Genomic DNA, 24,318 nt, shown 5'->3' on the forward strand with positions numbered 1-24,318 from the left:
CCCCACCTCCGGTATAACTATAATTCATAAACCACTTTCAAAAGAGCAGGAACGTTGATATAACAGCGTTCCTGCTCTTTTTTATATCTAAAAAAATATATTCGCATATGGTTTTGCAAAAGTGCGCACCCAAGGTGCACCCATTCAGGAGTGAGAATCACCCATTTGGGTGCACCCATCACTCGGCCTTGACTTTGAAGTCGGACCAGTCGGCCTTCTTCCCCAGGTCAGTGAAGATCTCACGGGTGCGGACGGTCTCTTCCTGCTCCAGTTCCTTGATGATATGGAGATAAGTCTTCGTTGTTGTGGCGATGTCCTGGTGACCAAGTCGGTGGCTGATATAGGCAATCGACATCTTCTGATACAGCAGAATGGACGCGTGAGTGTGCCGGAGCCCGTGGAACCGCAGGTATATGTTGATGTCGGCGTCCTTCATCAGTTCGTGTAACCGGTCGTTGAGGGCCTTAGAAGAGGGGACACGGTTGTAGCGCGACAGAAAAACCAGGCTGTGTGGATTGGTCTTGTCGTTCACTTTCAAGTAGCGTTTTTGCTCATACTGCAGTTTGGTCAAGATGTTCACCAGGTTGCGGTCAATCGAGATGGTCCGGACGGATGCCGGGTTCTTGGTGGGGCCAAAGTCACGCTTCGTCCAGTTCCAGGTCTTCGTGATCTTGATGAAGCCACCCTTGCTGTCGATGTCGTCCCAGGTAAGCCCCGCGATTTCTTGCTGGCGCATGCCGGTGAGTAGGGCAGTCAGAACCATATAGGGAACAACGTCAATGCCTTCCAAGTGGTTCAGCGTGTAGTTGTACAGCTTGGCTGCATCGTCATATGAGAGCCATTTGATCTCACGGGTCCGGCTGCTGTCGTAGACGACGTGAGTGTTTTGCGTGAAATCCCGGCTGATGACCGAATCGTTGACTGCATTGCGGACAGCGGCCCGGATGTGTGTGTTGATTTTGTCAGCTGTCGCCTTAGCGTGGGGCTTCGCGTCCTTGCCGTTTCCGTTCCCGAACCAGTTGAGAAATTCCTGGTAGTCGGCCGTTTTGATCTTACGTAAGAGGGTGTCGCCGAAATACTCATCAATGACGTTGATGGTGTACTGGTACCGGGCAATTGTGGTATCTGACAGACCAGGTTCCCGGAAGATGTGGAACCACTTCTGAAAGTAGTCGCTAAAAGAGATGTTCTTGTCGTCGACGTCGGATCCGTTCTTGTAAGTGTCTTCCATCACCCGGGCGGCCGCTTCGGCTTCCTTCTTAGTGCGAAATCCTTCCTGTGAGCGTGACGTCCGCTTGCCGTGAATGTCTTTGAAGTAGACCTTGGCCTTCCAGCTGTCACCGCGTTTGAATATTTGAGCCATGATAATTCCTCCATTCCGAACGTGCGTTCTTTTTGACGATTAAAGAAAAGCCCTGAACGGGCCCAAGTACATATTTATCTTTTAATGTCACCATCTTTGGGACTATGCTTCACCCCGGAATCGGACCGAGGGGAGTCACCAGACTGAAGCTAGGAGCTTATTACTTAATTAAAAATAAGGACTAATTATCGTCATGACCAACGACTGTTGCTTTTTTTGCAAATATTACCGGGACGGTATTAGAACCACCAGACTGTGTATCATAGTCAGTCATTTTATCTAGAACACCATTGATGGAAACATAGTCGTCCTCAATCGCCTTAGTTTTTCCACGAACTGCTACTTCAAATAGTTGATCTGTGTCGTCATCGATGTAAACAAGTAATGTCGTAACGCCCTTGCTTTCACTAGCTTGTAGGACCTCTCCTTTACTAATAGAGTAGGGCTTTCCGTAATAATCATTAGATTTGATTAATTCTCCGTATCTAATTTGGTTGGCGTTAGTTTCCCCTTTTTCGGCTAATTGATCTTCGCTGTTACTATCGAGAACTTGTACGGATTTGCGTACGGAAGTTGATGCACTACTGCTGGAACTGGAAGAGCTATTCTTTTTTGCAGTGGATGTTGCAGAAGATTCATCAGAGGAAGATGATGAATCCGAATCATCAGAACTGCCAAGGGCACCAATAACTCCAATGGCTAAAATAACAATTACAATCCAAACCCACCAACGCTTATACCATTTTTTCTTTGGTTTCTTGGGCGAACCTTCAATCTTATCTTCGGCGTTTTCGACGTCTTTTGCTTGATCGCTACTCGCTGAAGATGCCTGCTTAGCACCACAGAAAGGGCAAAAATCAACTTTTGACGGTATTTCCTTTCCGCAATTAGTGCAATGCGTTTTCGTATCATTATCCATAAGATAATTCCTCCTAAAAATATGTACAGCTTTTAACGTCGTCGGGTGTGGACGGAAATATTAGTCTCTAACGCATTAAAATCTAATCAATGCGTTTCTTCTAGTTATTGATGCACTTTTTAAATCGTGAAATTACAGCATTTAGTAGATAGTTGGGGATGCCAAATTGCTCCATAAAGGGAGATACATTATTGAACGTGTATCCAGTAGCATCAACATAAATTGGAATCAAAATGTCTAATCCGGTCATATTGGCCGCGCGTTCATACTTTGACTTGTTGGAGAAACTAGAATAGTAGAGTGTTCCTTCATCGCCATTAACGACGTGTCCTAGTTCATGAGCCATTTGGAAGGGGATTTCTTTCTTCTCATGCCAATTCGTATTAACGACAATCGTTTTAGTATCAGGGCGGGATGCAGAAGGGGTATGGCCATCAAAATGGTTGGTTAAAATTACGGTTATTTTATGATCGTACGCGTATTTCATAAGATTAACGATAATTACGTCCATACAGCTAGTCCTTCTTTCCGCCCCTGAGCAAACGCTCCATATACTCTAAGTCTTCATCAGGTATTATTCGACCTTCAAAGGTCATGATTTTCTTTTTATCGTTGATTTGTTCCTTAAGGTCAACGTATTCGGGCTTGTCTGAATCGCTTGTATCACTTAGTTTAATACCTGCGAGTTCAAATAATTCTTCTGGACTAACATGCAAGCCGCTCGCAAGTTTCCGCAGAGTAGCTGGCTTAGGATTTGAGTCAGCTTTATGGTTGATTAGTTTGGATAAGTAGGCAGCAGACACGCCGATTTGAAGCGCACCTTTACGTATTGACCACTTGTTCTTGTCTAAAATATTTTTAATGTAGTCTCCAAGCTGAGAATCGTTTATTTCAGGCATCTGTCGGCTCACTCCTTTACTTTTCATGAACTAATAATAATATATCTGTTGAGAAAAATGTATAAAAAATAGCAATAAGTGTTGCATGTTTCTAAACGAAGGGGTAATATAGATATTGTTAAGAGCGAGGTGAAAACGATGATTACTAAATCAAGACTGAAAGTGAGAAGTTCAAGAGCGCTGAAACATCAAATTGCAATGGCTGGACTAACAACAAAGGAATTGGCGGAATCCGTTGATATAACGGCATCTTATGCATCTACCATTATTAATGGTAAGGCTAATCCGGCGCCCACCACGGCATTAAAGATTGCTGTTAAGTTGTCAGAACGGTTAAATAAAAATATGGGTGTTAATGATATTTTTTTTGATGTAACCGTTAAGAAAAATACAACACTTAATTCCATTGAGATTGAGGAGGTGAGCTGATGAAGAAGCACCATTTGTCTTTTGGGGATTGGTTTCTTGTCTTTACTGAGAGGCACCCAACTGTTACAGATGTTTGGATACCCATTTTAGTAGCCACGGCCACCAGTTTGGTGTGTTTATGGCTATCGAAACAATGAGTGGTAATGCAAAGCTCTTTAGTAAGACAGACTTTTTATCTTCTTGAAGTAACTCAAAGTAATGTAGTCCTTCTTGCGTTAGGTATATGTCGCCTAATTCGTGAACGTCACGTTTAATATATCCGTTATTTTCCAACCAATCAGTGGCGTCGTACACATCCTGGTCCTTTATATGTCTAATAAACCGATACCAAGGATTTTTATAAATTGCCGCGTGTGCGGAATACTCCATTATTTCGTTAGTAGTGGTGACCCTAGTCTTTATAAGGTATTTAAGTGTGATTCTCGCCTTGAAATATGCTTTTGGCTTCATAATTTTCACCTCCCTAAAACGATTATCGCATAGGGAAGGCATTCCGAGGAGGTGAGCTGATGGCCGGAGTATTGGGAATCATCGTTGTGGTGGTGATGCTTGCCGGTTCCTCCAATAACTAAATTGTATCAGTGGTCCTCGTCAAAGGAATTTGAATGGGTTGCCAAGTAAAGGAAGTGATTGAATGAAAAATAAATTTGCAGAGCAGCTAAGTCTGGATCTCGTTGGTTTTATGCGGAAAGATGTCGCTGAAGGAGCACATATTTCTAAGTCACAGCTTACCCGGATGTCCAATGGTGAACGGTCCGGTGACAAGAGTATGAGAGTTGCAATTGCGCACAGGCTGCACAGCATTCTCTTAGCCCTGTCGGGTGCCAGAACGGATTATGGGCTGCTGTCTTTCTTGAAAGACACGACGAAGCACAACGATGTTATCTCAGCGATGTTTCGGCAGCGCAAGGAGGAGAACGATCGGCGAGCAATTGAAGAGGAATTCGATGAGGCAATGAGTACTGAAAAGAAGTTTAGATCTCCACAGCAAGTGCTACTCATCGACAAATACTTTGATGAATATGCCGAAGAAATCATGTCGGAAAATACCGATATTGTGATGAAGGCAGATTATGCAGGCATCAATTTACAGAATGTCTTCAATAAAGCTAACACAAGGTTAGGAGGCTAGAGCCATGGCGACGTTCGATCCACAAGCGGTTGCCAAGAGGGTCATCGAAGACCAAGTGAACCAAATGCTTGGCGAAAATGACAAGCTTCAAATCTCCGTTAACCTTAGTCAGCTGGCGGACATGACCGGGGTCTCCACTAGCAATCTTGAGCAAAACTTCGTTCCACTGGGATACGTGGCAAAGCTCGAACGTCGTGCAGGAGCCCCTGGCAAGCGTGGCAAACGCGTTTGGTTGTTCCCGGAAGTTCGGGACGCCTGGCGCAGGTACTTAGATGAGAGGAGTTAATAATTATGGATTTATTTTACTACTATGTTGGCGAGGTCGTCTCATGGTTCGGCCTGATTGCAGTGTGTGTCAGCTTCGGTTACTGGCTATCTGAATCGGTTCACGCAATGGGCGGCTGGAAGGCCTGGTCAATTGATTTCTTTGGACTTGAGTTAAAGGAGGAACAGAAATGATTCTATGGCACAAAAAAAGAGCCCTGACCTGGCCGTCAGAACTCGAAGATAAATTGCATGTATCACATTTCTTTGACTTCAATTCTACTCTGAAAGGGTGGTGGATTCAATGACTTTAGGCGGATTTGCACCACATTACGATGAGTTAACGGCTGGCGACACTACCCCGCAAGACATCACCGGGTTACGACTGTTCGACGGCGAAGAGTATCTAAAGCTCGACGGTGGGGATATCTACGTGCCCCGCAATGTCAAAGCGATTCGGAACTTCCTGTACGACTACAGCGACCGGGACACCGACAGCCTCCCGGACAATCGATCGGAACTAACTGATTTAGTTGGCGAAGAGTTTGGCGACATGGAGGTGATCACATGGATCAAGTATTAGGCAAGCAAACTGCAAGCGGCCCCGTAATTCTTGTGGCCCAGGTTACTAGCGAAAGTCGTAATCGGTTGGCCGATATTCGCGGCGAACTATTTAATCTTATCGAAGCGATCGACGAACCGGGACACCCAATCACCAACGAAGAACTCGATCATTTGTATCGAATTAACGATCAGCTGGCAGAATGGCAACCCGAAGTGGAGGTTAAGTAATGAATCTTTATCAATTGGAAGACAATCTATACCAAGTCGTTCGATTAGCCGAAAGTGCCGATCCGGAAGATCAACAGGCGTTTGATGACACGATTCTCAGTCTGAAAGATGGCATTGCAGATAAGGCAATCGGCTATGGCAAGGTAATCAAGCAGCTAACGTCTGATGAAAAGCAACTTGCCGAGAAAATGAAGGCCGATGCTGACCGAAAGGCTTCACTCGCTAGCAACATTAGACGATTAAAGGATGCCTTACAGCAAGGACTAGAGGCGGCCGGTTTAGACCACGTTAAAGACGTTGACCTAGCAATTTGGATTCAGAATAACCCGGCCAGTGTCAATTTAACGGACGAGGAGAAAGTACCTGGTGACTTTATCAAAACGACAACTAGTCTCGATAAGAAGGGTATTCTCGCCGCCCTTAAAGACGGTGAAGACGTTCCAGGAGCTGAATTAACGCAAGGCCGATCCATTCGGATTCGATAGGGGGTAAACATTATGGTCGAGACAAAAGAACTCAATTTGATTCAGAAATTGAATGAAGCTTCAAAACATATCGGTCCAATCGGAAAGGACGGAAACAACTCCTTCCAAAATTATCGTTTCCAAAGCGAAACAGCAATTAAGTACGCTGTCGAGTCCGCAATTCGTGAAGCTGGTATTCGAATTATTCCTCAGTATGAAGTCATCAATCAGTACGATAAGGCTTCAAAGCGAGGCGGCGAGAATCATTTCGTCGATGTGATGGGTACCTTTACCATTACGGATGGAGAAAATACGGTTGTTGGAACCATGCCCGGTAGTGGTCAAGATTCTGGTGAGAAGGCAATGGCTAAGGCTTGCACGAGTGCGCAGAAGTACTTCTACAAACAACTATTCAATATTACCGACAAGGATGAAGATCCGGACGCCGATGATAGTAATCCCAATGGCGGGTATACCCAGGGAACTCAAAAACGCCAACATCCTAATCCTACGCCAGCATCTAAGAAACAAAAGGACACGCTGGGGAAACTATTTCAAGCAATCTCAGACAAGGCTAAGACCGATTTAAATGTCGTTGCGACCGCCATTCTCAATAAGGCAGAGGCAACGAGTATGGATCAGCTAACACACGAAAGCGCAAATGAACTGGTTATTTTAGCAACAAACAAGCTAACTAAGTTATCTGAAGAAGGGAATAAAACAGCATGAGAACAATCACAATATCCGGAAACGTAGGTAAGGATCCAGAAGTGCGATCAACACAAAACGGTATGCAGGTTGCTAATTTCAGTGTTGCGGTTCGTCAGAACCGGCAGAGTGAAGATGGCCAGTATGGGACCGACTGGTTCCGATGCACCGTCTGGGGGAACCGTGCGAACGTCATTCAACGTTTCTACCATAAGGGAAGCCATGTTATTGTATCGGGCGACCTAGAAATCACTGAGTACAATGGTCAGACCCAGCTAGGGGTTAATGTTAATGATTTTGACTTGCCTGATCGTCAGAGTGAATCACAACAACATAATACCCAGCAGACCGTACCGGCTAGCGATTCAATCGACGTTACAGACGACGATTTACCGTTCTAGTAAAGCAAGTGGTGGGTGGGAGGAATAGAGAGGTGAACGACTTTTGAATAATTACTTCTCTCATGATAGCAATGCTAGAAATTCAAGTAAGATGCTGCAGGTTCGGATGAAAGTCGGTGCAATCGGGTACGCCATTTACTTTATGCTTCTTGAACGTCTCCGCGATGAAGACGATTACACGAGTGTCAAAGATTATAATGCTATAGCCTTTGACCTTCGTGTTGATGCTTCGCAGATAAAAGCGGTTGTTGAAGATTTCGGGTTATTTGCCTTTACCGATGATGGTAAGTACTTCTACTCCGAAGGATTTAACAAAAGAATGGCGTTAAAGGATGCTAAAAGTAGGCGGCGGTCAGAAGCTGGTAAAAAGGGTGCCAATTCCCGTTGGAATGGCAATTCTAAAGCTAATCCATCTACTGGCGAAGAAGAATCTAAGCCAAAGCCATCTCAGAAAAATAGCAATGCTATGGCAATGCCATCTGATTCGGATGGCAAGGAAAGTAAAGTAAAGGAAAGTAAAGTAAAGGATAAAAAAACAATACGTCCGAACTCGGACAAGCCGAAGTACGGACCTGATGATCAGCCGTATCAAATCGCCCAGCACTTGCTTAAGGCCATTCGGGATAATGACCCTGACTTCTCGCCTAAGGGTGACGAACGCAAGCTACAGACCTGGGCTAATGATATTCGTTTGGCTCACACCCAAGATGGCCACGCATACGACAAGCTTGATGGCATGGTTGACTGGTGCCAGCACGATGATTTCTGGAAGTCGAATATCTTATCAGGAGCCAAGCTCCGTAAACAATTCGACCAAATGAAAATGCAGGCGGCGTCACGCGGACGAGGTGGATCTAAGCCTACAAGGGCCAAGGAGACACTGCCAGACTGGGCGCAGAAGACGCCTGATAAGCTCGCGGATAAGACAAAGGGGCTAAGTCCTGACAAGCAGGCGGAGTTGGATGCACGCATCAAGAAATTTAAAGCGAAGAGAGCGCCTGAGGAGGCACAAGCATGAACGAAATTACACCCTTTGACTTTGAGGGGAAACAAGTACGTACGGTAGTTATGGACAATGAACCGTATTTTGTTGGGAAAGACGTTGCACTGGCAATCGGATATCTAAACACGAGCAAAGCCATTAAAGATCATGTAAAGGCTAAGTATCAGAGGGAGGAACGAATCGTTACCCCCTCTGGAATCCAGCTGATGACGGTTATTTCTGAGCCAGGTGTCTATCAGCTAGCCGGTCAAAGCCACTTGCCAAGTGCTGAGCCTTTTCAAGATTGGATTTACGAGCAAGTGCTCCCATCCATTCGCCGAGAGGGTGCCTATGTGACTCCGAAAACGGCCTATGACTGGATGTCGAATCCGGATAACATGATCAAGTTTCTGGAGAAGTACAAGCGATCCCAAGCTGAGGTTCAACGCCTACACGACGAGAACCAGATTATGGCACCTAAGGCACGGTTTGCAGACGCTGTCGGAGGATCAACCGATACGATTCTAATTCGTGAACTAGCCAAGTTATTGAAACAAAACGGCGTGCTTATTGGTCAGAATCGCCTGTTCGTTTGGCTTCGTGAACACGGATATTTAATCCGTAGTGGGCGCGACCGTAATCGTCCGACACAACGGTCCATGGATTTGGGACTATTTCGGGTAAGAGAACTGGTCATTGAGCACTCAGACGGTCACACGACCATCAAAGGAACCACGCTTGTGACTGGCAAAGGGCAGCGGTACTTCATCAATAAGTTCTTGAGAATCAAGCAGGAGGCGTAGGCAATGCGAGAGATTAAATTCAGAGCGTGGAATTGCGTGAGAAAGTGTTATATCTACAACGTAGAGCACGAATACGACGATGACCTATGCTGCTTCTCTGATGCTTTAGATGATTCGGGATTGATTGCTGAGCAGTACACCGGGGTAAATGATACCAATGGCCGAGAGATCTACGAGGGCGACATCATACGTTTTCAGCTGTTTGCGACCGCCCAGGGAATCGTAGGCGACATCCGATACAACTCACGTTATGGATACTGCGTGTTTTTCTACAACGGCGTAAAGACGATGTGGCGGCAAGAATACTGGACCGATTACAAAGCGCTGCAAGTTGTTGGGAACATCCACGAGGACCCAGAACTGTTGGAGGGGGACAACGATGACTAATCCTAATTTAATTGCGGTACTTGCCGCCGTTGATCGCCTAATTCGAGAACACGGATATTCCCCGTCTGTTCGCGAGATTGGAGAGCTGGCAGGGTACACAAGTAGCTCGATGATTTATGACCGGATTACGGCGCTGTACGAAGCAGACTGCATTACTTATATGCCGATGCAAACGCGAACCATTCGGGTGACCAGCAAGGGTAAACGGGTACTGAAGGAGGCGGAAATACATGCCAATTAATACCGGGGGAATTTCATTTAATGAATCGATGGCCAGCGCTAAAAAAGGCATAAAGGAAATGCTACTGCCAAAGGGCTTACGGGCCCGACCGTTGGATCGTATTCCTCCTATTACAATCGTTGTTAATGGTGATCCAGTACCTGCAGGACGCCCACGTTTTACACGAACTGGTCACGCCTACGACCCAAAAAAGAGTCACGTCTACAAGAGAATGGTGACTCAGGAGGCCAAGCTACAGTACAAAGGGCCGATGCTCGAGCATAAAGCGCTTCGCGTTGAAATCAAGGTTTACCGACCGATTCAGACCAGTATAAGTAAGCTCAAGCATAAGCGTCGAGCTGAAGGACTAGAGCGGCCAATCGTTAAGCCGGACACCTCAAATTACGTCAAGTTGATTGAAGACGCGCTCACAGGCGTTATCTGGGAAGATGATAACCTGATTGTTGATTTAACGGCCAGTAAGTACTACTCGGACGATCCGCGGATTGAAGTCACGGTTACGGAGGCGGGAGTATGAGAGTGGATATGAATGGCCGCTTCTTCATGCTTAAGGGTGATCTTTACAGCATCGTCTTCAACACATTTTCAGGGGAATTCATGCTGGTTAATATTTCGACCCAAAAGGTTGAGGCTACGGGGAAGAGCTTTCGAAGAATGCGTGAGTTGCTAGACTATCTGGGAGCCAAGACCACTGAAATTGCATTTGAGGCGGCAGAGTAATGTCGAAACAACGGAAGCACTCTAAGTGACGTACAGTGAAGCAAAAGAAGCGTCGTATGGCGGAACACGCGCGGGAACACCAAGCTGAGGCTAAGGAAGGTAAACAAAAATGATTAAAAAATCAGGAGAAATCACGTTCAAAATTGTTGATAAGGAGTAGAAGCGTATGTCATTAAACAAGGAAATGGCTGAAATTAGAGCTGCTTACGCCAATTATGGTGATGATCCAGATAAGTGGCCGGAAAATGTTAAAAAAGAAATCCGCGGTCAAGATGAGGAACAGCATACGGCAGAAAATAATATCCTACGCCACCTGATTATCCGTGGATACACCAGCGAATATATTGCACAAGAACGGTCAAAGTCACTGAAATATCTAAAGCAATTACGTGGCAGAATGAAAAGTCGTGACGAATTGGATTACCAAGCCACACCAGATGAATTAACACAGTTGAAATACAACCTCGATCACATGGACAATCCTAGCAACCCAAAAATTACTAGCGCTATGGGACGCGACAAAGATTGGGTGCGCTGCATGCGAGTGAAGCTACGGGAGGCAGACAATGACAGAAATTAGACCAGACTATTACCGCGGTAGTGATGGCAAAGATTTGTTTGACAGATTTGAGGCTGGACTTTTGTCCCCTGAGGAAACTATCGGCTTTTACAAGGCCAATGCCATCAAGTATCTAACTCGCGAAGCGGATAAAAATGGCGAAGAGGACTTAGATAAGGCCTTGACTTACATTGGTCGGCTAAAACAGTTTAAGTATCCGAAGAATGTTGATACAACTACCGATGAGACGCGCGGAAATTATAATTTTGATAATGATCGTTACCGAAAACATCAGGAATTAGTTGCTCAGGCATGGCTGGACGGGTATCAAGTGGAGGCACAGCATGACACACGAACAGATTGAGTATCGCAAATACGTGCTGCAAGGCATGGCAAGCTATGGTGGCGATGTGGCACAGGCGTTAGTGTGGTGTGGCAATCACTTTATCAAGCTGAACGACAGCCAACGCAACGCGATTAACAAGTTATCAGCGAAGGAACGCAACCAGGTTATTCATGAGCTGACAATGGCGGTGTATTGATAGGAATAGCTGAGTTTCAATCCAGATTAAGCGAGCACAGCGTGCCTAAGGAAGTTTACATTGCTTTGGGTATGCTGAGCAATGTGGAAATTACTAACGTGCTACACAAGCTTACACGGCCATTTTAGATAGCAAAAAAGGGCTGACGCAACAGCCCTCACCCAATTCGTTCTTACTCAATGGTCAACAAATTAATTATACCATTGATAGGGGCTGAAAGGGTTGGCTGAATTAGATTTTGACAATATGAACATGGGAAGTCTCTTCCCAGAGGTAGATGTTGGAGCAACTTTGCAAAACGTGACACACTTTTTATCTGTAGTATTGCCTAAGATGGTTCGTATCAGTGGACAATCAATGAGTGATTTAAAATCACCTAGCTATGATGGAATGCCAAAATCTCAGCCATCAGGTAACACGACAGAGTCAAGAATTGTGCGGCGGTTATATGCTGAAGAGGTCGTCAAACGGACAATCCAAGCGATTAAACACTGTGATAAAGATTGCCAGAATATCTTAGATGAACTATATCTACAAAAGCTATCAGATACTATGTGCTTTATGGACTTAGGATTTTCCGAGTCTAGCTATTTCCACGTTTGGAAGCCCAAAGCACTATTACAGTTTGCCGATTGCTACATGCTGGATGATCTCCATATTTTTAAGAAAAAGCAGTTTTGATGCAGTTTGAGTGCAGTTTTTGTGCAGTCGGACTGCAGGCACCAGCCATATTTAAGGGTTATTCTAGTATCATCGAAAGAATTAAGAAAAACACGCATAGCTCAATGGCAGAGCAGGCAGTCATTGCCTGACGCGGGTTCGAACCCCGCTGCGTGCATTGTGGTAGAATGATGAACCGGCCACAAGATTACCTCCCTGAGTAACGTGCATAGCTCAACGGCAGAGCAAAGAAGATACGGGTTCGACTCCCGTTGCACGTATTGTCTTAGGGATCTTTAGCTCAATTGGATAGAGCATCAGATTTCTAATCTGTCGGTTGTGGGTTCGAGTCCCACAAGGTCCATTGGTCAGCAACCACGGTATTGCGCAATCCCCAAATGCGAGTTCTATACGCTAAGCTTAAAAGCGTAAGTCGACGGGTGGTTGAAACGTGGCTGAGAAATTCCCCACTAATGGGGACTGTCCACGTCAGGAGGTTCATTACCGCGTGTGGTTGATTCCACACCAATCACATTGACCCTAAACAAATCTTGCTTAACGTTGGGTCATAAAACTAACCTGAAAAGAGGTGAAAACTTCTCTCAGTTTAGTTTGAAATTAGTCTGAGAAGCCGTCTGTGGTAGAGCGGCTCCTTTTTTGTACACAGTACATCAACTAGGAGGGATCTATGATGGCAACATTCAAATGTGTGAAGGTTATTATTTCCGTCGATTTGATTTTTATGTCAATATTCATTGGAAATATTAATGCCCTCATATTTTCTATTTCAGCCTTTCTTTTCTCACTAACGGTGGAGTAATATGATGATATATTAAATTAACCACCGGGGAGTATATAGAAATATGAATGTAGGATTTTTTAATAAAGAACTGTTGAAATCAGTATCTGCAAGTGCCGGTTGGCTTTTCGGGGTTATTGGTGCATTATTGTCATTTGTTGATTTCAAGGAACAGACGAAAAAGGATGTACTAATTGGTTTTGTATTGCTCACGCTTGTATTTTATATTGTTAAATTAATTTGGGCAAACTTGATAAGAAGCGCTGGTTTTAAGGTTGGGGATTCGAATATATCGGTGAAACACGGAGATATATTTAGCAGTAAATATTATGACAACGGTAAGTTTATTAAAGTGTTTGCTTTCAACGAGTATTTTGATACAAAAGTTGATGATGAGATAATATCGCATGGCTCTCTTAACGGACAATTTATTGATAAAAAAGTAAATAACATCTCAAAATTAGATGTTTCTATTGATGAAGATGGGAGACTAGAACATAGACACAAATTGGATATCAATAGAGATAGGCCAAGAGGTAAAAAAACAAGATACGAACTTGGATCAATTCATAAATTTTCAGAAGATGTTTTCTTGACAGCCTTAACTCATTTTGATGACAAAAACCGAGCGTACTTGTCTATTCAAGATTATGTGAAATTTCTAATTAACTTTTGGGATGAAATTGATGAAATGTATGCTGGAAGAACTGTAGTCATAACTCTATTCGGATCGGGTATAACCAGGCTAGACCATGATAGGTATAGTGCGACAGAGATATTGGATACAATACTCTGGACTTTCAAGCTCCGAAGAATTAAATTTAAGAGGCCTACTAAGTTAATTATCCTTCTAGACAAAAATACAAATCGGGAAATCGACTATTTCCTGTTAAGGAGTAAATTTTATGGCTTACAGAAATAAGGTATATGTTGCATTTGATGGTGACAACGATATGCGGTACTATGATTTGATGCGAGGGTGGAACGTCAAAGATGATTTTGACTTTAATGATGCACACGACTTACACAGTGCAAGGGATTCAAGTACCGAAGAATCAATTAAAAAAAGTTTAATGGACAGATTTAATAATTCTAAGTTGTTCATTCTTTTGATTGGCGAACACACAAGATACTTAACAAAGTTTGTTAAATGGGAAATTGAAGTGGCGATTCGATTGAATTTACCAATTATCGCCGTCAATTTGAACGACAAACGACAAGGTGATGATTTAATGCCTGCAGTTTTGCGAGACGAATTACATATAACTGTTCCCTATAAAGAAAAAATTATTAAGTACGCAATGGATAATTGGCCAGATAGTGATAAAAGACATAGAGGCAATGGGGAAACCGGTGAATATGTTTATAAAGATAAAGTGTATGAAGACTTGGGTTTATAGAAATAATTAACGTCCTACGGGGCGTTTTTATTTTGCCCAAAAATAGGAGGTGGCCGGCATGGCCAGAATGATCAAAACAAAATTTGGCCTAGTCAGCCGCACAGAAGCGCGTTGTTTGGGCGAGTTAGAGCGACAGCTTAAAGATGGACGGTGGCAACGTAAAAAGCCGCAGCGACCACATAAGCCGCGTATTACAGTGTGGAAAAAAAGGTAACAAGCGTGAAAAAATAAAAGAAGACCAGATTTTGGTCTTCTTAAAAATGATAATTTATTTATCGTCTTTATCTAACTTTTCCTTTACGTCATCAACCGTATCTTTAACAGCATCTTTGGCATCTGACAGTTTATCTTTAGCCTTACCTAGAATACCTTGACCCTTACCTTCAGCTTCACGGGCCTTGTCGTTCGTAACCTTGCCTTCAACTTCTTTAGCTTTTCCAATTACCTTATCTTTGGTGCTATCAATCTTGTCATCTAGACTCATAATATAACCTCCCATAATGTATTTGTTACAACAGTATTATTCCACATTTTAATTTGCTTGTCTAATAAGGAGATCCTGCAAGAGATAGTGTAAATGACACTTATAAATTTAAATTTTCAGATTTTGAATCAAGCATCACTCGCAAAAGAGTGGTGCTTTTTCTGTAGACGAAGCAACCGAAAGGAAGATAAATTGTGAAGGCAACGGTGGTGAAAAATAAGTATCAGGTACAGCAATTCAATGATAATCGCCAGCAGCTTTTGGATCACACAAGAGAAATGCTTAATGACATTAGCATGTTCCATTCTCCAGGTGAGGAAGTGTGTGTTGAGATTAGTCCGAGCGATAAATGGTATCGTACAGCCATGGACTTAATTGAGGGAAGATATGGCTTGCGAGAAGTATATTTTGACTTTCAGAAAGAATTTGAAGTATTCCAACAAAAGATGCCTGACTCACAGGATCTAGATAGCGTGATGTTCACGGTTATCTAGGTAAGTTGTCGCTGATAATTAAGGAGGATTCATATGACAAGTAAGGATAAATTCATTGCTCAGCTTGACGATAAGATTAGTCAGATTAGTAATGAGGACGCGGTACGCGCCGAGACGCTGAAGCGTGAAATTTCGGATGGCACGATGGATCAAACGGTTACAAACGCGATTGCAATTGTGACGAATACCTATACGCAAGGATTGAGTGCTGGCCTTAGCGATGACCAAGCCTTCTTTATCGCTTGCAAGACTGCAGGAGTTGAGCTGAACCCACCGTATAGTACCCTCCAGTAGTTGGATGTGATGATTAATGGACTGGACAACAATACGAAAGGATTATGAGGCCTCAGATTCCACGCCAAAAGAACTAGCTGCTAAGTATGGCGTGAAGGTTGCTACGCTCTGAAGCCGCAAGAGCCGAGAGCATTGGCATCGTTCTGGTGACGCACCACCTAAGAATGGAAAACGCAATGGTGTTGCAACGAAACAAAAAAACGTTGCAACACATCGCAACGTTGCAACGGCATTGCACGTCATCGATATTAGTAACTTAACTGAGAAGCAAAAACTTTTCTGTGCCTACTACCTACAGCGTTACAACGCAACTTGGGCTTATCAGAAGGCGTATGGGACTAGGCATGACGTTGCTAAGACCAACGGGAGCCGTCTGCTTACTAATGCTAACGTGAAGGAACTTATCGAGCAGTTAAAACGACAGCAGCAAGCCGATATTTATTTAACTGCCGATGACATTCTAAAAGAGTACGCCAAACAGGCATTTGCTTCACTTGGGGATGTTATGGATTATCGAGTCCATGAAGAGATGGCGACTGACAGTGAGGGGATGCCGCGGCTTGATACGGACGACAATCCAATTACCCGTCACGTTACGGATATCTTTTTGAAGCCGAGTGATGAGATTGATTGGTCCGTGATTCAGGATATTCATACTGGCAAAGATGGCCTAGTAGTTAAACTTCATGACAATCAAAAGGCTATGCGTGAGCTGCTAGACCGGCTGCCTGAACCAATTGACACGGATATTGAGAATGATAGCTTCCTAGGTGCTATTGGTAAGGCTATCAAGCACAAAAAACATGAGGATGGCGGAGATGGTGAGAATTAAGGGAGTGAGCGTATTAAGAAAGCACAGTTTGATTACGCACCATTCTCTGATAAACAGCTTGACGTACTGAGCTGGTGGATTGACCCGAAAGCTTTTGAGGCTGATGATTTTGACGCCGCAATTAAGGAACACCCTGAGTGGTTAAACCGGCGTGACAAGGAAGCAATTATTTGTGATGGGTCGGTCCGTGCTGGTAAGACGATGATTATGTCAATGTCGTATGTCCTGTGGGCCATGACAAACTACCAGAGCCAGCAATTTGGCATTGCCGGTAAAACTATCGGGTCATTGCGTCGGAACGTCATACGGCCGCTTAAACGCATGCTAGAGGCTCGGCATTACACGGTAAAGGACTCACGGTCAGAGAATATTCTGACTATCACTTATGGCGCGACCACTAACACCTTTTTCCTGTTTGGTGGTAAGGACGAAGGAAGCCAAGACCTAGTCCAAGGGATCACGGTCGCTGCCTTCTTTTTCGATGAAGTGGCATTAATGCCACAATCATTTGTTAATCAGGCCACAGCGCGTGCTTCTGTAGACGGCGCCAAGTTCTGGTTCAACTGTAACCCGGCCGGTCCCTATCATTGGTTCAAGCTGGAATGGCTAGATAAATTAAAGGAACATAAAGCCGTGCATATTCACTTCACGATGCAGGATAATCCGTCATTGTCGCAAGACACCATTGACCGGTACGAGCGTATGTACACCGGTGTCTTCTATCAGCGCTTCATTCAAGGACTATGGGTACTCAGCGACGGGATTGTTTATGACAATTTCGATAAACAAAGGATGGTTACCGAGTCGCCTGACCCTAAATCCATAACTAAATATGTGGTGTCGTCAGACTACGGCGCGTTGAACCCTACGGTATTTCTGCTGTGGGGTTTTTCTAATGGCGTTTGGTACTGCCTCAATGAGTATTACTACAACGCCCGTGAGGCTTCGAATAGCCGTCAGAAGAGTGATGACCAGTATGCCGATGACCTCGAGCGGTTTCTTGGGCCAATTAGAGCACCAGTCATTCTTGACCCATCGGCTGTTCACTTTGCCATCAAGCTCAAGCAGCGTGGATTCACGGTAGTTCCAGCTAATAACGATGTATTAGATGGAATCAGAATCACTCAGTCGGCTATGAGCAATGGATTGATTAAATTTGTCCCAGGGTTAACGAACTTATTCAAGGAGCTCGCTAGCTATGTTTGGGATGATAAGGCTGCGGAGCACGGCGAAGATAAAGTTGTTAAGGAACACGACCATGCGTGTGATGCCATGAGGTATTTCTGCATGAAGGTGTTAGCACCAACGACTGAAGAAAGTGGGCTCCAAGCCGTGGCCTATTACTAGGAGGAATTCATTTGAATATGCAAAATTATTTCGCTGTCAATAACCAGGACTTTCTCTTGAGTGGTATGCCGTTGCGTAAGTCCGACCAAGCTGGTGACAGCGAAACAAAATTAAGCGAGAACGTCACTATCGATGATGATGACGTTTTTTTGTATCCACGAGGATTGGACATCAAGGAACACCTCGAGGATGTGTTCAGTATTGTTGCCTATCATGATAGTTTCATTGCCCCGAAGTACAAGATGAAGCGTGAATACTACAAAGGCCGCCATTATGACATCATCCACAAGGATAAGAAGCCGCTCAACAAGCCGGACCATCGGCTAATCATTAACCTGCCAAAGAAGCTTGTTAATACTTTCAATGGTTACTTTAGCGGTGACCCGGTATCGATTAAGCACCAGTCAGATAGTACAGATGATGAGGCACTTAACGAAAGCATTCAGGATTGGTTGAATGACAATGACGCGGCGGACACATTTAGTGAATGGTCCAAGCAGGCGGACATTTTTGGCCGGGGCTATTTGTATGCATATCTCGATGATGGTGAGCTTAGATTCACTGTCTGCTCACCGCGTGACACGATTGTTGTCTATGATGATAGTGTCATGCATCGGCCTGTATTTGGTATTCGGTACTCTACAACAACTGACGGACTAATTCCAACTTTAATAACAAGGGATGCCAATTTCGACTTAAAGAAAAAAGATGGCAAAATCGTTCTGACTAATGCGAGTGATGAAGATTCAACTGCAGTTAGTAAGAATGACATGCACCGTTTTCCAGAACTTCCACTGATTGAACTCGCTGAGGATGAAGAGCGTACGGGCATCTTCGATGATGTCATCAGTTTAATTGACGCCATTGATAGTGTGCAGTCATCTAAGGGAAATGATATTACCTCGTTTGCTGATGCTTATTTAGTTATCACTGGGCAAAAAATTTCCGAGGACCAGATTAAGGACATTCAGGATAATCGGTTGATTAACCTGTGGCAACAAGGTAATAGTTTCGAGAATAATACCGGGTATGGTGAGCAATCAGCAGCGTTTCTAACACCTGCATCAAATGATGACACTCAAGAAAACTTTCTCAATCGTGCGATTGACATGGTTTACCAGATTTCACAGGTTGTTAATTTGAACGATTCCAGCATGGGAATGTCGGCTCAGTCAATTAGTGGTGTTGCATTGTTGCAGCGCTATCAGCCTATGCAGGCGAAGGCACGTACTAAGGCTCTCAAGATGGATAAAGCGCTCCGATTACTATTCACCATCTTGTTTGACTTCTGGGGAAATCCTAAACTTCATGTTAGCGATTTAACTTTTGACCACAAGCAGAGTATTCCGCACAACCTTAGCGAAGAAGCTGATATTGTAACCAAGTTAAATGGTCAAGTCGACGATGCTACCAAGCTGAGTTTCTTCTCTGGTATCGATAATCCACAGAAGGCTGTAGAACGTTTGAAGGACCAGCAAGATGAGGAGACCAAACAAGCTCAATCACAAATGCAAAAATACCTTAATGACCAACAGAAGGGCGGTGTAGCTGATGGCGAATCCGTCGATGATAACGGTTCAGCAGGAGCGTCAAAGAATGGCGCAACTGATAAAAATGGACAGTCAGTCCGATAAGCAGAGCGAACAGTACTACGATGAGTTTCTTAGCTATATTCGTGACCACTTAACGGCATTTTATCAACATTATGCTGATGATAATGGATTGACGCTGGCTCAGACGATGACTCGCGTTTCTAAGTGGGACCTTGAGCAGTGGAAACAGGCACTGGATTCGTTGGGGGATACCAGCGATTGGCCTGAGGAAGCTCAAAACAGGCTCAAAATTCAAACCTATGTAGCCAGTATTAATCGGCAGCAGTTGATTGGTTCCGTCCTAGCCTTGGGAATTATCGGCTTGACGGTCAAGAATCAGCGAACCATTGAAAAGCGTGTTGAATCTGACGGAGTCGACGAGGTAAGTCATCTTAAAAAGGCCCTAAAATTAGCGCCTAAGCAGGTAAAAAAGACAACCAGTGTAATTACACAAGTAAGTAGTCGAAAGCAGTGGAGCGCCAACCTGTGGGTCGATAGCGATAAGCTGGCTGGGGATGTGCAGTATCTGGTTAATCAAAACTTGAAACATGGGCTTTCACTTGATAATCTCCCTCGCTTGTTGGAGAAGCATGTTAATCCCAACCAGTTTAAACCAGGCCAATCTATTGCTGACAGAGTTGAGCAAATGAGCTATGAGACTAAGCGATTGGTTCGGACAGAGTCGGCAAGACTGAAGTATGAGACTGACCTGGCGACCTATCGTATGAAAGGTGTTAAGTGGGTTAAGTGGCTCACGGAGCCCGGGGCTTGCAGCAAGTGCCAAGGGATTGCCGCTGGTGGTCCTTACGCTATTGATGACGTTCCAGAAATTCCAGGTGATAGCCATCCTAATTGTCGGTGTAGCATTGTTCCTTATGTGAAGTCGATGGATAATCAGCAAAAGACTGTTAAGCAGTACGGTTTGACTCAAGATGAGCAAGCGGGAGTATTACGTTGGGTTAGTGGAGATTCATATAAGCTCAATTCAGTACTTCGTGAAGGTAATGAACCAACTGGATTACTGAAGACAACTATGGATGAATTAGATTCAGCGTTGGCAAAGCTACCAAGGTATAACGGATACATTCAACGTTCAGTCGATCTAAGTGGTCAACAGCTGAATGACTTTCTTTGGAAGTTCAACAGTTCTTCGTATAGTTCAAAGCAGTACCTTTCTTTTACCAAAAATGCGGATAAATATAATGGTACAGCCGCTGTTCAACTGTTTATTAAAGAATCAAAAGGTGGACATAATCTCGGTGCTTTTAACGAAGCTGAAGGTGAAGTATTATATGAGCGTGGAGCAGAGTTTAGGGTACTTGACACTTTTGTTGACAAGGATAATAAGTTCATAATTGAACTAGGAGATGATGGGCATGAGTAAAACTGATGATGAGAAAGAAAATATCAAGAAGATGCTAGCTGGTGAGCCGTACACTCATGATGGCATTACGGAATATGGTGGTCTTCCGCCAATGTTTCCTGAATCTAACACCTCTTATTCTGGTGAACGACGTATGCCCGACAGTGAGTATCAAGCATTGATTGATAAGTTCATTGAAGGACAGAAAAAGAATAAGAAATAATATTTTGGAGCCGATTTGTGAACCTACAATTATGGCTCTTTTTTCATGGCCTTTTTCCTGTTTGCGGCCTAAAAAACAACCGAGTATGGCCTCCCACGGCCTTAAATGCGCGAAAGGAGTAAATGACATGAAACGACTTAAAACAACGACTTTGCCAATGAACTTGCAATACTTTGCTGACCCTAACCCTGATCCAGATGATAATTCTACCGCAACAGAGCGCGAAAGCGCGGAAGAACAACCCGGCCATGATGATGTTGAACCTGATGGAAGGGCTGGCTCTGAACAGCCAGACGATGATGACAAAAATGAAGCCATTATTGAAAAGCTAAAAGGCCGTATCGGACAGGAACAAGGGAAGAAGAACGCATTGCAAGAACAACTGGACAAGGCTCAGTCTGAATTGGAGAAGCTCCGCAAGGGTAAGCCTGACAAGAAACCTATCGAACAAACTCCTGAGCAACAGAAGGTTGCTGAGCTTGAAGCTAAGCTAGCTCGCCGCGACACTGTTGATGAAACGCTGAATGTATTTAACGAAAGTGGTGTCAGCGTTCCCAAAGACATTGTTGAGGTTCTTGTTACTGACGATCATGACCAAACTATCGACAATGCCAGTAAGTTGTTGAAATTCGTCACTTTTATCCAGAAGGATACTGAAACTAGTGTCCGTAAAGAGTATCAGGCTGGCAAAATTCCTGGTGATACCAAGCATAAGACGGAATCACTTACGGATCTTGGCGAATCGATTGCTAAATCAAATCAGTCACGTGCTTCTTTGGATAGTTTTAAGTAGAGATACGAATAGGAGGAATTTACAGTGACTAAGAAATATGGAACTAGTCCAGATATTTTAATTGACGACGAAAATGCCACGATGATTGCTGGTATGGTTGATGATCCCACCGCTGTCGTAGATACAGATGGTAATAAGTATTTGTTGGCCGGTACACCTTTGACTGCAAGCAAAGACTTCGAATTGAGTGACGATGGTTCGGTAGTTTTAGTACCAACAACTGATGCAACGGCTGTTCAAGGCATTTTGCGCCAAGATTATAACATTTTGGAAGGTGCGATTCCGGCGTCAATTATCACTTCTGGGACAATTAACCGGCATCGAATGAATTCAGATACTCAAAAGACATACACTGAAGAATTTAAAAATTCTTTAAAGGCAGTTCTGCCTAAATTGTCAGTAATCGACCGGAATTAGGAGGGAACATTAATGCGAACAATTTCAGATATTGAAAATCCAACCGCCATTATTGCATGGTGGAATACGCGGGTAAACGAGCGTGGGCCATATCTATATCAAAGCGTTTTTGATGTGTCATATAGCGCTACGGATCAAATTGAAATGCTTTATGGACAAGAACACCCGGTTGAAATGATGTCAGCTACGACTGATGATGTGGCTTCAATCAAGCGCGATAACATCGGATTTGAAAGTGAAACGCTGCAGGCCATTCCTTTCAAGAACTATAAGGCGATGAACGAAAAGCGCCGTAATGACTTGGTTCGTGCCTTAGCGAATAATGCTAATGCTGCACAAGTCGAAGCTATTACCAATACACAATACAAAGACCCAGCTTCATTGCTTAGTGACGCATTGTATACCCGTGAAATTTTAGCAATGCAGGCCTTAACAACGGGTCGTATCACGGTAAATAGCAACGGTATTCTTTATAAGCGAGACTTCAAGTTACCTGAAGAGCACAAAGTAACAGTTAAGACTCCTTGGGGAACTATGGATTCAACGCCATTGGCTGACCTTCAAGACCAAATTGACCAAATTAATGATGATAACGGAACAGTCATTGCGTATGCCATCATGAACGGGCGCACTTTCCGGAAGATTGGCAAGTCTGGTGAAGTCATTAATAGTTTGGCAATCGCCAAGACTAATAACAACATCGCTATTTCACAATCGTCGGTAAAAGCGCTGTTTACTGATACTTTGGGCGGTGTACAACCCTTAATTTATAACAAGGGAGTGGGCAAGGACCGTTTTATTCCTGATGATGTGGTTGTTCTGATTCCAGATGGTGGTGTTGGTCGGATGTCATGGACAGACACCAATGAAGATTTGGGATTAAGCGGTAGTCAATATCAGTTATCCCGGACTTCCGACGGTATCACGATGTATACCAAGCGAACAGACAATCCAGTCGCCACCATGACTTACGTCTCACAAAAGGTACTGCCTACCTTGGATAAGGCGCGTAACATTGTGGTCATGAACGTTGCGGGAGCTGAAACACCAGCCGGTGATTCTGGTACGACAACGACTACTGACACCCCAGCAAAAAACTAAGTACGCCGTCTGAAAATGGCGGCGACCCAGACGAGAGCTGGACCAACGATCAGATCAAAGCATACCTAGACACTAAAGGGATTGCTTACAAGGCGTCTGATACTAAGGCCCAGCTTTTAGCATATCTAACAGCAGAATAGGGGTGAGCTGATTGACTAATGATGAAATCACTACGCGCATCAAGCTGGCTCCGGACTACAAGTCCATTGATGTCAGCGAAATTGATAATGCTGTTTCTGATGCAACTGAACTGGTCAAAGCTTATCCGCTAAAGGATGAGATTATTGGCTATGCTACTTACCTTTACGCTAGCCACTTGCTCTTTATGCGAGTTCTCAAGCGTAAGGGACGGTTCAAGTCAGTTAAGGCAGAAAACGGCGAGTATACGAAATTTGACGGTGCTAATTCAGATGACGCTTGGGATGAGTTCAAGCGATTACTGAAAGAGCAAGGCTATGGCCGCAATGTCATCCATTTTTACTAGATTGGAGGTTTCTATGTCTGTAACTAAGAAGAATGTAACAGGGCTGGTGTCTAAGGGTACTGTGCTCCTAAACCAGCGAGAGGTTCCATACGCTCAATATAAAGCTAAGGATGGTGACACCATCTATAGTATTTGGCAACGACACCGCAGTCGCACTACTGTTGGCGCTATTAAGACGGCCAACAAGTTGACTACCAATGTTGTCAAATCTGGTAAGTCCATTAAGATTCCGTTGGTGCTCTAATGGAGTCGGGAGCCGATGCGGTAATTAAGAAGCTCAGACTTCAAAGAAACCGATTAAACCAGCTTAATGCCTATCAGGCAAGTGTCGGAGCTATCAAGAGCGTCCCAGAACACACGCCTGAGGAGTTGCAAAAAATTGTTCGATACAACGAGTTCGGGACCAGTAAAATCCCAGCGCGTTCTTTTT

General features: G+C 44.1%; 40 protein-coding genes, 2 tRNA genes and 1 pseudogene. 37 read left to right on the plus strand and 6 right to left on the minus strand.

From position 1 onward, the window contains the following. Positions 1-178: 178 nt before the first annotated feature. The 4 genes from EKM96_RS08770 to EKM96_RS08785 form a co-directional block, all read right to left on the minus strand. Positions 179-1,363: a tyrosine-type recombinase/integrase gene (locus EKM96_RS08770; RefSeq protein ID WP_125642669.1), complete on the minus strand. Its 1,185-nt coding sequence runs from the start codon at positions 1,361-1,363 to the stop codon at positions 179-181. Positions 1,364-1,544: 181 nt separating this feature from the next. Further along, positions 1,545-2,282, minus strand: a complete 738-nt coding sequence (locus tag EKM96_RS08775; protein ID WP_125642672.1) for a zinc-ribbon domain-containing protein — start codon at positions 2,280-2,282, stop codon at positions 1,545-1,547. Between the two features lie 100 nt (positions 2,283-2,382). Continuing rightward, positions 2,383-2,793, minus strand: a complete 411-nt coding sequence (locus tag EKM96_RS08780) for an ImmA/IrrE family metallo-endopeptidase (RefSeq protein WP_225417731.1) — start codon at positions 2,791-2,793, stop codon at positions 2,383-2,385. 4 nt (positions 2,794-2,797) lie between these two features. Continuing rightward, positions 2,798-3,181, minus strand: coding sequence for a helix-turn-helix domain-containing protein (locus EKM96_RS08785; RefSeq protein WP_069360050.1), 384 nt, complete (start codon positions 3,179-3,181; stop codon positions 2,798-2,800). 138 nt (positions 3,182-3,319) lie between these two features. Here EKM96_RS08785 and EKM96_RS08790 point away from each other — a divergent pair, with 138 nt between their 5' ends. Then, complete coding sequence (locus EKM96_RS08790; protein ID WP_125642678.1) at positions 3,320-3,610, plus strand: helix-turn-helix transcriptional regulator; 291 nt, start codon at positions 3,320-3,322, stop codon at positions 3,608-3,610. A 63-nt stretch (positions 3,611-3,673) separates the two neighbouring features. Here EKM96_RS08790 and EKM96_RS08795 read toward each other — a convergent pair whose 3' ends face one another. Next, on the minus strand, positions 3,674-4,060 hold the full coding sequence (locus EKM96_RS08795; RefSeq protein ID WP_125642680.1) for a hypothetical protein: 387 nt from the start codon (positions 4,058-4,060) through the stop codon (positions 3,674-3,676). Positions 4,061-4,244: 184 nt separating this feature from the next. Here EKM96_RS08795 and EKM96_RS08800 point away from each other — a divergent pair, with 184 nt between their 5' ends. The 23 genes from EKM96_RS08800 to EKM96_RS10605 all read left to right on the plus strand — a co-directional run bounded on the left by EKM96_RS08800 (position 4,245) and on the right by EKM96_RS10605 (position 14,678). Further along, complete coding sequence (locus tag EKM96_RS08800) at positions 4,245-4,742, plus strand: hypothetical protein (RefSeq protein WP_056964407.1); 498 nt, start codon at positions 4,245-4,247, stop codon at positions 4,740-4,742. A 4-nt stretch (positions 4,743-4,746) separates the two neighbouring features. Further along, positions 4,747-5,028, plus strand: a complete 282-nt coding sequence (locus EKM96_RS08805) for a hypothetical protein (protein ID WP_125642686.1) — start codon at positions 4,747-4,749, stop codon at positions 5,026-5,028. Between the two features lie 5 nt (positions 5,029-5,033). Next, complete coding sequence (locus EKM96_RS10595) at positions 5,034-5,201, plus strand: hypothetical protein (protein ID WP_164511011.1); 168 nt, start codon at positions 5,034-5,036, stop codon at positions 5,199-5,201. Positions 5,202-5,310: 109 nt separating this feature from the next. Continuing rightward, positions 5,311-5,589 carry a hypothetical protein gene (locus tag EKM96_RS08810; protein WP_125642689.1) on the plus strand — a complete coding sequence of 93 codons (279 nt, stop codon included), beginning with the start codon at positions 5,311-5,313 and terminating at the stop codon, positions 5,587-5,589. Beyond that, complete coding sequence (locus tag EKM96_RS08815) at positions 5,574-5,798, plus strand: hypothetical protein (protein WP_125642693.1); 225 nt, start codon at positions 5,574-5,576, stop codon at positions 5,796-5,798. Before EKM96_RS08810 ends, EKM96_RS08815 begins: the two co-directional genes overlap by 16 nt. Then, positions 5,798-6,283, plus strand: coding sequence for a siphovirus Gp157 family protein (locus EKM96_RS08820; RefSeq protein ID WP_125642697.1), 486 nt, complete (start codon positions 5,798-5,800; stop codon positions 6,281-6,283). Before EKM96_RS08815 ends, EKM96_RS08820 begins: the two co-directional genes overlap by 1 nt. 12 nt (positions 6,284-6,295) lie before the next feature. Beyond that, positions 6,296-6,991: an ERF family protein gene (locus tag EKM96_RS08825; RefSeq protein WP_125642700.1), complete on the plus strand. Its 696-nt coding sequence runs from the start codon at positions 6,296-6,298 to the stop codon at positions 6,989-6,991. A gap of 41 nt (positions 6,992-7,032) precedes the next feature. Next, positions 7,033-7,371: a single-stranded DNA-binding protein gene (locus tag EKM96_RS08830; RefSeq protein WP_318531043.1), complete on the plus strand. Its 339-nt coding sequence runs from the start codon at positions 7,033-7,035 to the stop codon at positions 7,369-7,371. A gap of 43 nt (positions 7,372-7,414) precedes the next feature. Further along, entirely contained in the window at positions 7,415-8,389 is a 975-nt protein-coding gene (locus EKM96_RS08835) for a Lin1244/Lin1753 domain-containing protein (protein WP_225417733.1), read from the plus strand. Beyond that, positions 8,386-9,156: a phage antirepressor KilAC domain-containing protein gene (locus EKM96_RS08840; protein ID WP_061777461.1), complete on the plus strand. Its 771-nt coding sequence runs from the start codon at positions 8,386-8,388 to the stop codon at positions 9,154-9,156. Before EKM96_RS08835 ends, EKM96_RS08840 begins: the two co-directional genes overlap by 4 nt. A 3-nt stretch (positions 9,157-9,159) precedes the next feature. After that, positions 9,160-9,543: a YopX family protein gene (locus EKM96_RS08845; RefSeq protein ID WP_061777460.1), complete on the plus strand. Its 384-nt coding sequence runs from the start codon at positions 9,160-9,162 to the stop codon at positions 9,541-9,543. Further along, a complete protein-coding gene (locus EKM96_RS08850) occupies positions 9,536-9,784 on the plus strand; it encodes a LexA family protein (RefSeq protein WP_125545413.1) in 249 nt (82 codons plus the stop codon). Before EKM96_RS08845 ends, EKM96_RS08850 begins: the two co-directional genes overlap by 8 nt. Beyond that, a complete protein-coding gene (locus EKM96_RS08855) occupies positions 9,774-10,301 on the plus strand; it encodes a RusA family crossover junction endodeoxyribonuclease (RefSeq protein ID WP_225417734.1) in 528 nt (175 codons plus the stop codon). Before EKM96_RS08850 ends, EKM96_RS08855 begins: the two co-directional genes overlap by 11 nt. Continuing rightward, a complete protein-coding gene (locus tag EKM96_RS08860) occupies positions 10,298-10,504 on the plus strand; it encodes a hypothetical protein (protein WP_125642703.1) in 207 nt (68 codons plus the stop codon). The genes EKM96_RS08855 and EKM96_RS08860 overlap by 4 nt, the downstream gene beginning before the upstream one ends. Positions 10,505-10,670: 166 nt before the next feature. Further along, positions 10,671-11,084: a hypothetical protein gene (locus tag EKM96_RS08865; protein WP_125642706.1), complete on the plus strand. Its 414-nt coding sequence runs from the start codon at positions 10,671-10,673 to the stop codon at positions 11,082-11,084. After that, positions 11,071-11,427, plus strand: coding sequence for a DUF3310 domain-containing protein (locus EKM96_RS08870; protein ID WP_125642708.1), 357 nt, complete (start codon positions 11,071-11,073; stop codon positions 11,425-11,427). The genes EKM96_RS08865 and EKM96_RS08870 overlap by 14 nt, the downstream gene beginning before the upstream one ends. Beyond that, positions 11,408-11,605, plus strand: a complete 198-nt coding sequence (locus EKM96_RS08875; protein ID WP_125642711.1) for a hypothetical protein — start codon at positions 11,408-11,410, stop codon at positions 11,603-11,605. Before EKM96_RS08870 ends, EKM96_RS08875 begins: the two co-directional genes overlap by 20 nt. Before the next feature lie 222 nt (positions 11,606-11,827). Beyond that, positions 11,828-12,286: an ArpU family phage packaging/lysis transcriptional regulator gene (locus tag EKM96_RS08880; protein WP_125642713.1), complete on the plus strand. Its 459-nt coding sequence runs from the start codon at positions 11,828-11,830 to the stop codon at positions 12,284-12,286. 202 nt (positions 12,287-12,488) lie between these two features. Continuing rightward, positions 12,489-12,546, plus strand: a tRNA-OTHER gene (locus EKM96_RS10600). Between the two features lie 9 nt (positions 12,547-12,555). Next, positions 12,556-12,629, plus strand: a tRNA-Arg gene (locus EKM96_RS08890). 499 nt (positions 12,630-13,128) lie between these two features. Then, the gene (locus EKM96_RS08895; RefSeq protein ID WP_125642716.1) at positions 13,129-13,986 is read left to right on the plus strand and encodes a macro domain-containing protein; all 858 of its coding nucleotides are present in this window, start codon (positions 13,129-13,131) and stop codon (positions 13,984-13,986) included. After that, positions 13,970-14,464, plus strand: a complete 495-nt coding sequence (locus tag EKM96_RS08900; protein ID WP_125642719.1) for a TIR domain-containing protein — start codon at positions 13,970-13,972, stop codon at positions 14,462-14,464. Before EKM96_RS08895 ends, EKM96_RS08900 begins: the two co-directional genes overlap by 17 nt. Before the next feature lie 58 nt (positions 14,465-14,522). Further along, positions 14,523-14,678, plus strand: coding sequence for a hypothetical protein (locus tag EKM96_RS10605; protein ID WP_156470530.1), 156 nt, complete (start codon positions 14,523-14,525; stop codon positions 14,676-14,678). A gap of 54 nt (positions 14,679-14,732) precedes the next feature. Here the strand turns inward: EKM96_RS10605 and EKM96_RS08905 are convergent, their stop codons facing one another. Beyond that, on the minus strand, positions 14,733-14,948 hold the full coding sequence (locus tag EKM96_RS08905) for a CsbD family protein (RefSeq protein ID WP_061777550.1): 216 nt from the start codon (positions 14,946-14,948) through the stop codon (positions 14,733-14,735). Positions 14,949-15,142: 194 nt separating this feature from the next. Here EKM96_RS08905 and EKM96_RS08910 point away from each other — a divergent pair, with 194 nt between their 5' ends. The 13 genes and pseudogenes from EKM96_RS08910 (at position 15,143) to EKM96_RS08970 (ending at position 24,132) form a co-directional block, all read left to right on the plus strand. Then, positions 15,143-15,442, plus strand: coding sequence for a hypothetical protein (locus EKM96_RS08910; RefSeq protein WP_125642722.1), 300 nt, complete (start codon positions 15,143-15,145; stop codon positions 15,440-15,442). A 33-nt stretch (positions 15,443-15,475) separates the two neighbouring features. After that, positions 15,476-15,736, plus strand: a complete 261-nt coding sequence (locus EKM96_RS08915) for a hypothetical protein (RefSeq protein WP_125642724.1) — start codon at positions 15,476-15,478, stop codon at positions 15,734-15,736. A 232-nt stretch (positions 15,737-15,968) separates the two neighbouring features. Then, complete coding sequence (locus EKM96_RS08920; RefSeq protein ID WP_225417735.1) at positions 15,969-16,568, plus strand: terminase small subunit; 600 nt, start codon at positions 15,969-15,971, stop codon at positions 16,566-16,568. A 12-nt stretch (positions 16,569-16,580) separates the two neighbouring features. Next, positions 16,581-17,915: a PBSX family phage terminase large subunit gene (locus tag EKM96_RS08925; protein WP_125642727.1), complete on the plus strand. Its 1,335-nt coding sequence runs from the start codon at positions 16,581-16,583 to the stop codon at positions 17,913-17,915. Between the two features lie 17 nt (positions 17,916-17,932). Next, positions 17,933-19,549 carry a phage portal protein gene (locus tag EKM96_RS08930; protein ID WP_225417744.1) on the plus strand — a complete coding sequence of 539 codons (1,617 nt, stop codon included), beginning with the start codon at positions 17,933-17,935 and terminating at the stop codon, positions 19,547-19,549. After that, complete coding sequence (locus EKM96_RS08935; protein ID WP_125642733.1) at positions 19,512-20,891, plus strand: ADP-ribosyltransferase family protein; 1,380 nt, start codon at positions 19,512-19,514, stop codon at positions 20,889-20,891. The genes EKM96_RS08930 and EKM96_RS08935 overlap by 38 nt, the downstream gene beginning before the upstream one ends. After that, on the plus strand, positions 20,884-21,093 hold the full coding sequence (locus tag EKM96_RS08940) for a hypothetical protein (RefSeq protein ID WP_125642735.1): 210 nt from the start codon (positions 20,884-20,886) through the stop codon (positions 21,091-21,093). Before EKM96_RS08935 ends, EKM96_RS08940 begins: the two co-directional genes overlap by 8 nt. Before the next feature lie 127 nt (positions 21,094-21,220). Then, positions 21,221-21,886 (plus strand): capsid assembly scaffolding protein Gp46 family protein, encoded by a 666-nt coding sequence (locus tag EKM96_RS08945; RefSeq protein WP_164511012.1) that lies wholly within the window; start codon positions 21,221-21,223, stop codon positions 21,884-21,886. A gap of 24 nt (positions 21,887-21,910) precedes the next feature. Continuing rightward, the gene (locus EKM96_RS08950; RefSeq protein ID WP_061776563.1) at positions 21,911-22,303 is read left to right on the plus strand and encodes a hypothetical protein; all 393 of its coding nucleotides are present in this window, start codon (positions 21,911-21,913) and stop codon (positions 22,301-22,303) included. Between the two features lie 12 nt (positions 22,304-22,315). Next, positions 22,316-23,404 (plus strand): major capsid protein, encoded by a 1,089-nt coding sequence (locus tag EKM96_RS08955; protein ID WP_125642741.1) that lies wholly within the window; start codon positions 22,316-22,318, stop codon positions 23,402-23,404. 44 nt (positions 23,405-23,448) lie between these two features. Continuing rightward, positions 23,449-23,544 (plus strand): annotated as a pseudogene (locus EKM96_RS10850) (hypothetical protein); the annotation flags it as partial. An 11-nt stretch (positions 23,545-23,555) separates the two neighbouring features. Then, a complete protein-coding gene (locus tag EKM96_RS08965) occupies positions 23,556-23,888 on the plus strand; it encodes a hypothetical protein (RefSeq protein WP_125642744.1) in 333 nt (110 codons plus the stop codon). A 13-nt stretch (positions 23,889-23,901) separates the two neighbouring features. After that, positions 23,902-24,132 (plus strand): LysM peptidoglycan-binding domain-containing protein, encoded by a 231-nt coding sequence (locus EKM96_RS08970; RefSeq protein WP_164511013.1) that lies wholly within the window; start codon positions 23,902-23,904, stop codon positions 24,130-24,132. Positions 24,133-24,318 lie beyond the last annotated feature (186 nt).

It is taken from the genome of Levilactobacillus tangyuanensis (genome assembly GCF_003946545.1).
GTDB classification, from domain to species: domain Bacteria; phylum Bacillota; class Bacilli; order Lactobacillales; family Lactobacillaceae; genus Levilactobacillus; species Levilactobacillus tangyuanensis.

Coding starts and splice junctions, on each gene's coding strand:
- EKM96_RS08860 (WP_125642703.1), top strand. CDS start 10,298: ATGAGAGTGGATATGAATGGCCGCTTCTTCATGCTTAAGGGTGATCTT.
- EKM96_RS08970 (WP_164511013.1), top strand. CDS start 23,902: ATGTCTGTAACTAAGAAGAATGTAACAGGGCTGGTGTCTAAGGGTACT.
- EKM96_RS08810 (WP_125642689.1), top strand. CDS start 5,311: ATGACTTTAGGCGGATTTGCACCACATTACGATGAGTTAACGGCTGGC.
- EKM96_RS08905 (WP_061777550.1), bottom strand. CDS start 14,948: ATGAGTCTAGATGACAAGATTGATAGCACCAAAGATAAGGTAATTGGA.
- EKM96_RS08865 (WP_125642706.1), top strand. CDS start 10,671: ATGTCATTAAACAAGGAAATGGCTGAAATTAGAGCTGCTTACGCCAAT.
- EKM96_RS08895 (WP_125642716.1), top strand. CDS start 13,129: ATGAATGTAGGATTTTTTAATAAAGAACTGTTGAAATCAGTATCTGCA.
- EKM96_RS08875 (WP_125642711.1), top strand. CDS start 11,408: ATGACACACGAACAGATTGAGTATCGCAAATACGTGCTGCAAGGCATG.
- EKM96_RS08780 (WP_225417731.1), bottom strand. CDS start 2,793: ATGGACGTAATTATCGTTAATCTTATGAAATACGCGTACGATCATAAA.
- EKM96_RS08795 (WP_125642680.1), bottom strand. CDS start 4,060: ATGAAGCCAAAAGCATATTTCAAGGCGAGAATCACACTTAAATACCTT.
- EKM96_RS08825 (WP_125642700.1), top strand. CDS start 6,296: ATGGTCGAGACAAAAGAACTCAATTTGATTCAGAAATTGAATGAAGCT.
- EKM96_RS10595 (WP_164511011.1), top strand. CDS start 5,034: ATGGATTTATTTTACTACTATGTTGGCGAGGTCGTCTCATGGTTCGGC.
- EKM96_RS08820 (WP_125642697.1), top strand. CDS start 5,798: ATGAATCTTTATCAATTGGAAGACAATCTATACCAAGTCGTTCGATTA.
- EKM96_RS08870 (WP_125642708.1), top strand. CDS start 11,071: ATGACAGAAATTAGACCAGACTATTACCGCGGTAGTGATGGCAAAGAT.
- EKM96_RS08775 (WP_125642672.1), bottom strand. CDS start 2,282: ATGGATAATGATACGAAAACGCATTGCACTAATTGCGGAAAGGAAATA.
- EKM96_RS08940 (WP_125642735.1), top strand. CDS start 20,884: ATGAGTAAAACTGATGATGAGAAAGAAAATATCAAGAAGATGCTAGCT.
- EKM96_RS08915 (WP_125642724.1), top strand. CDS start 15,476: ATGACAAGTAAGGATAAATTCATTGCTCAGCTTGACGATAAGATTAGT.
- EKM96_RS08785 (WP_069360050.1), bottom strand. CDS start 3,181: ATGCCTGAAATAAACGATTCTCAGCTTGGAGACTACATTAAAAATATT.
- EKM96_RS10605 (WP_156470530.1), top strand. CDS start 14,523: ATGGCCAGAATGATCAAAACAAAATTTGGCCTAGTCAGCCGCACAGAA.
- EKM96_RS08930 (WP_225417744.1), top strand. CDS start 17,933: ATGCAAAATTATTTCGCTGTCAATAACCAGGACTTTCTCTTGAGTGGT.
- EKM96_RS08945 (WP_164511012.1), top strand. CDS start 21,221: ATGAAACGACTTAAAACAACGACTTTGCCAATGAACTTGCAATACTTT.
- EKM96_RS08800 (WP_056964407.1), top strand. CDS start 4,245: ATGAAAAATAAATTTGCAGAGCAGCTAAGTCTGGATCTCGTTGGTTTT.
- EKM96_RS08770 (WP_125642669.1), bottom strand. CDS start 1,363: ATGGCTCAAATATTCAAACGCGGTGACAGCTGGAAGGCCAAGGTCTAC.
- EKM96_RS08855 (WP_225417734.1), top strand. CDS start 9,774: ATGCCAATTAATACCGGGGGAATTTCATTTAATGAATCGATGGCCAGC.
- EKM96_RS08900 (WP_125642719.1), top strand. CDS start 13,970: ATGGCTTACAGAAATAAGGTATATGTTGCATTTGATGGTGACAACGAT.
- EKM96_RS08935 (WP_125642733.1), top strand. CDS start 19,512: ATGGCGCAACTGATAAAAATGGACAGTCAGTCCGATAAGCAGAGCGAA.
- EKM96_RS08805 (WP_125642686.1), top strand. CDS start 4,747: ATGGCGACGTTCGATCCACAAGCGGTTGCCAAGAGGGTCATCGAAGAC.
- EKM96_RS08790 (WP_125642678.1), top strand. CDS start 3,320: ATGATTACTAAATCAAGACTGAAAGTGAGAAGTTCAAGAGCGCTGAAA.
- EKM96_RS08815 (WP_125642693.1), top strand. CDS start 5,574: ATGGATCAAGTATTAGGCAAGCAAACTGCAAGCGGCCCCGTAATTCTT.
- EKM96_RS08840 (WP_061777461.1), top strand. CDS start 8,386: ATGAACGAAATTACACCCTTTGACTTTGAGGGGAAACAAGTACGTACG.
- EKM96_RS08850 (WP_125545413.1), top strand. CDS start 9,536: ATGACTAATCCTAATTTAATTGCGGTACTTGCCGCCGTTGATCGCCTA.
- EKM96_RS08845 (WP_061777460.1), top strand. CDS start 9,160: ATGCGAGAGATTAAATTCAGAGCGTGGAATTGCGTGAGAAAGTGTTAT.
- EKM96_RS08955 (WP_125642741.1), top strand. CDS start 22,316: ATGCGAACAATTTCAGATATTGAAAATCCAACCGCCATTATTGCATGG.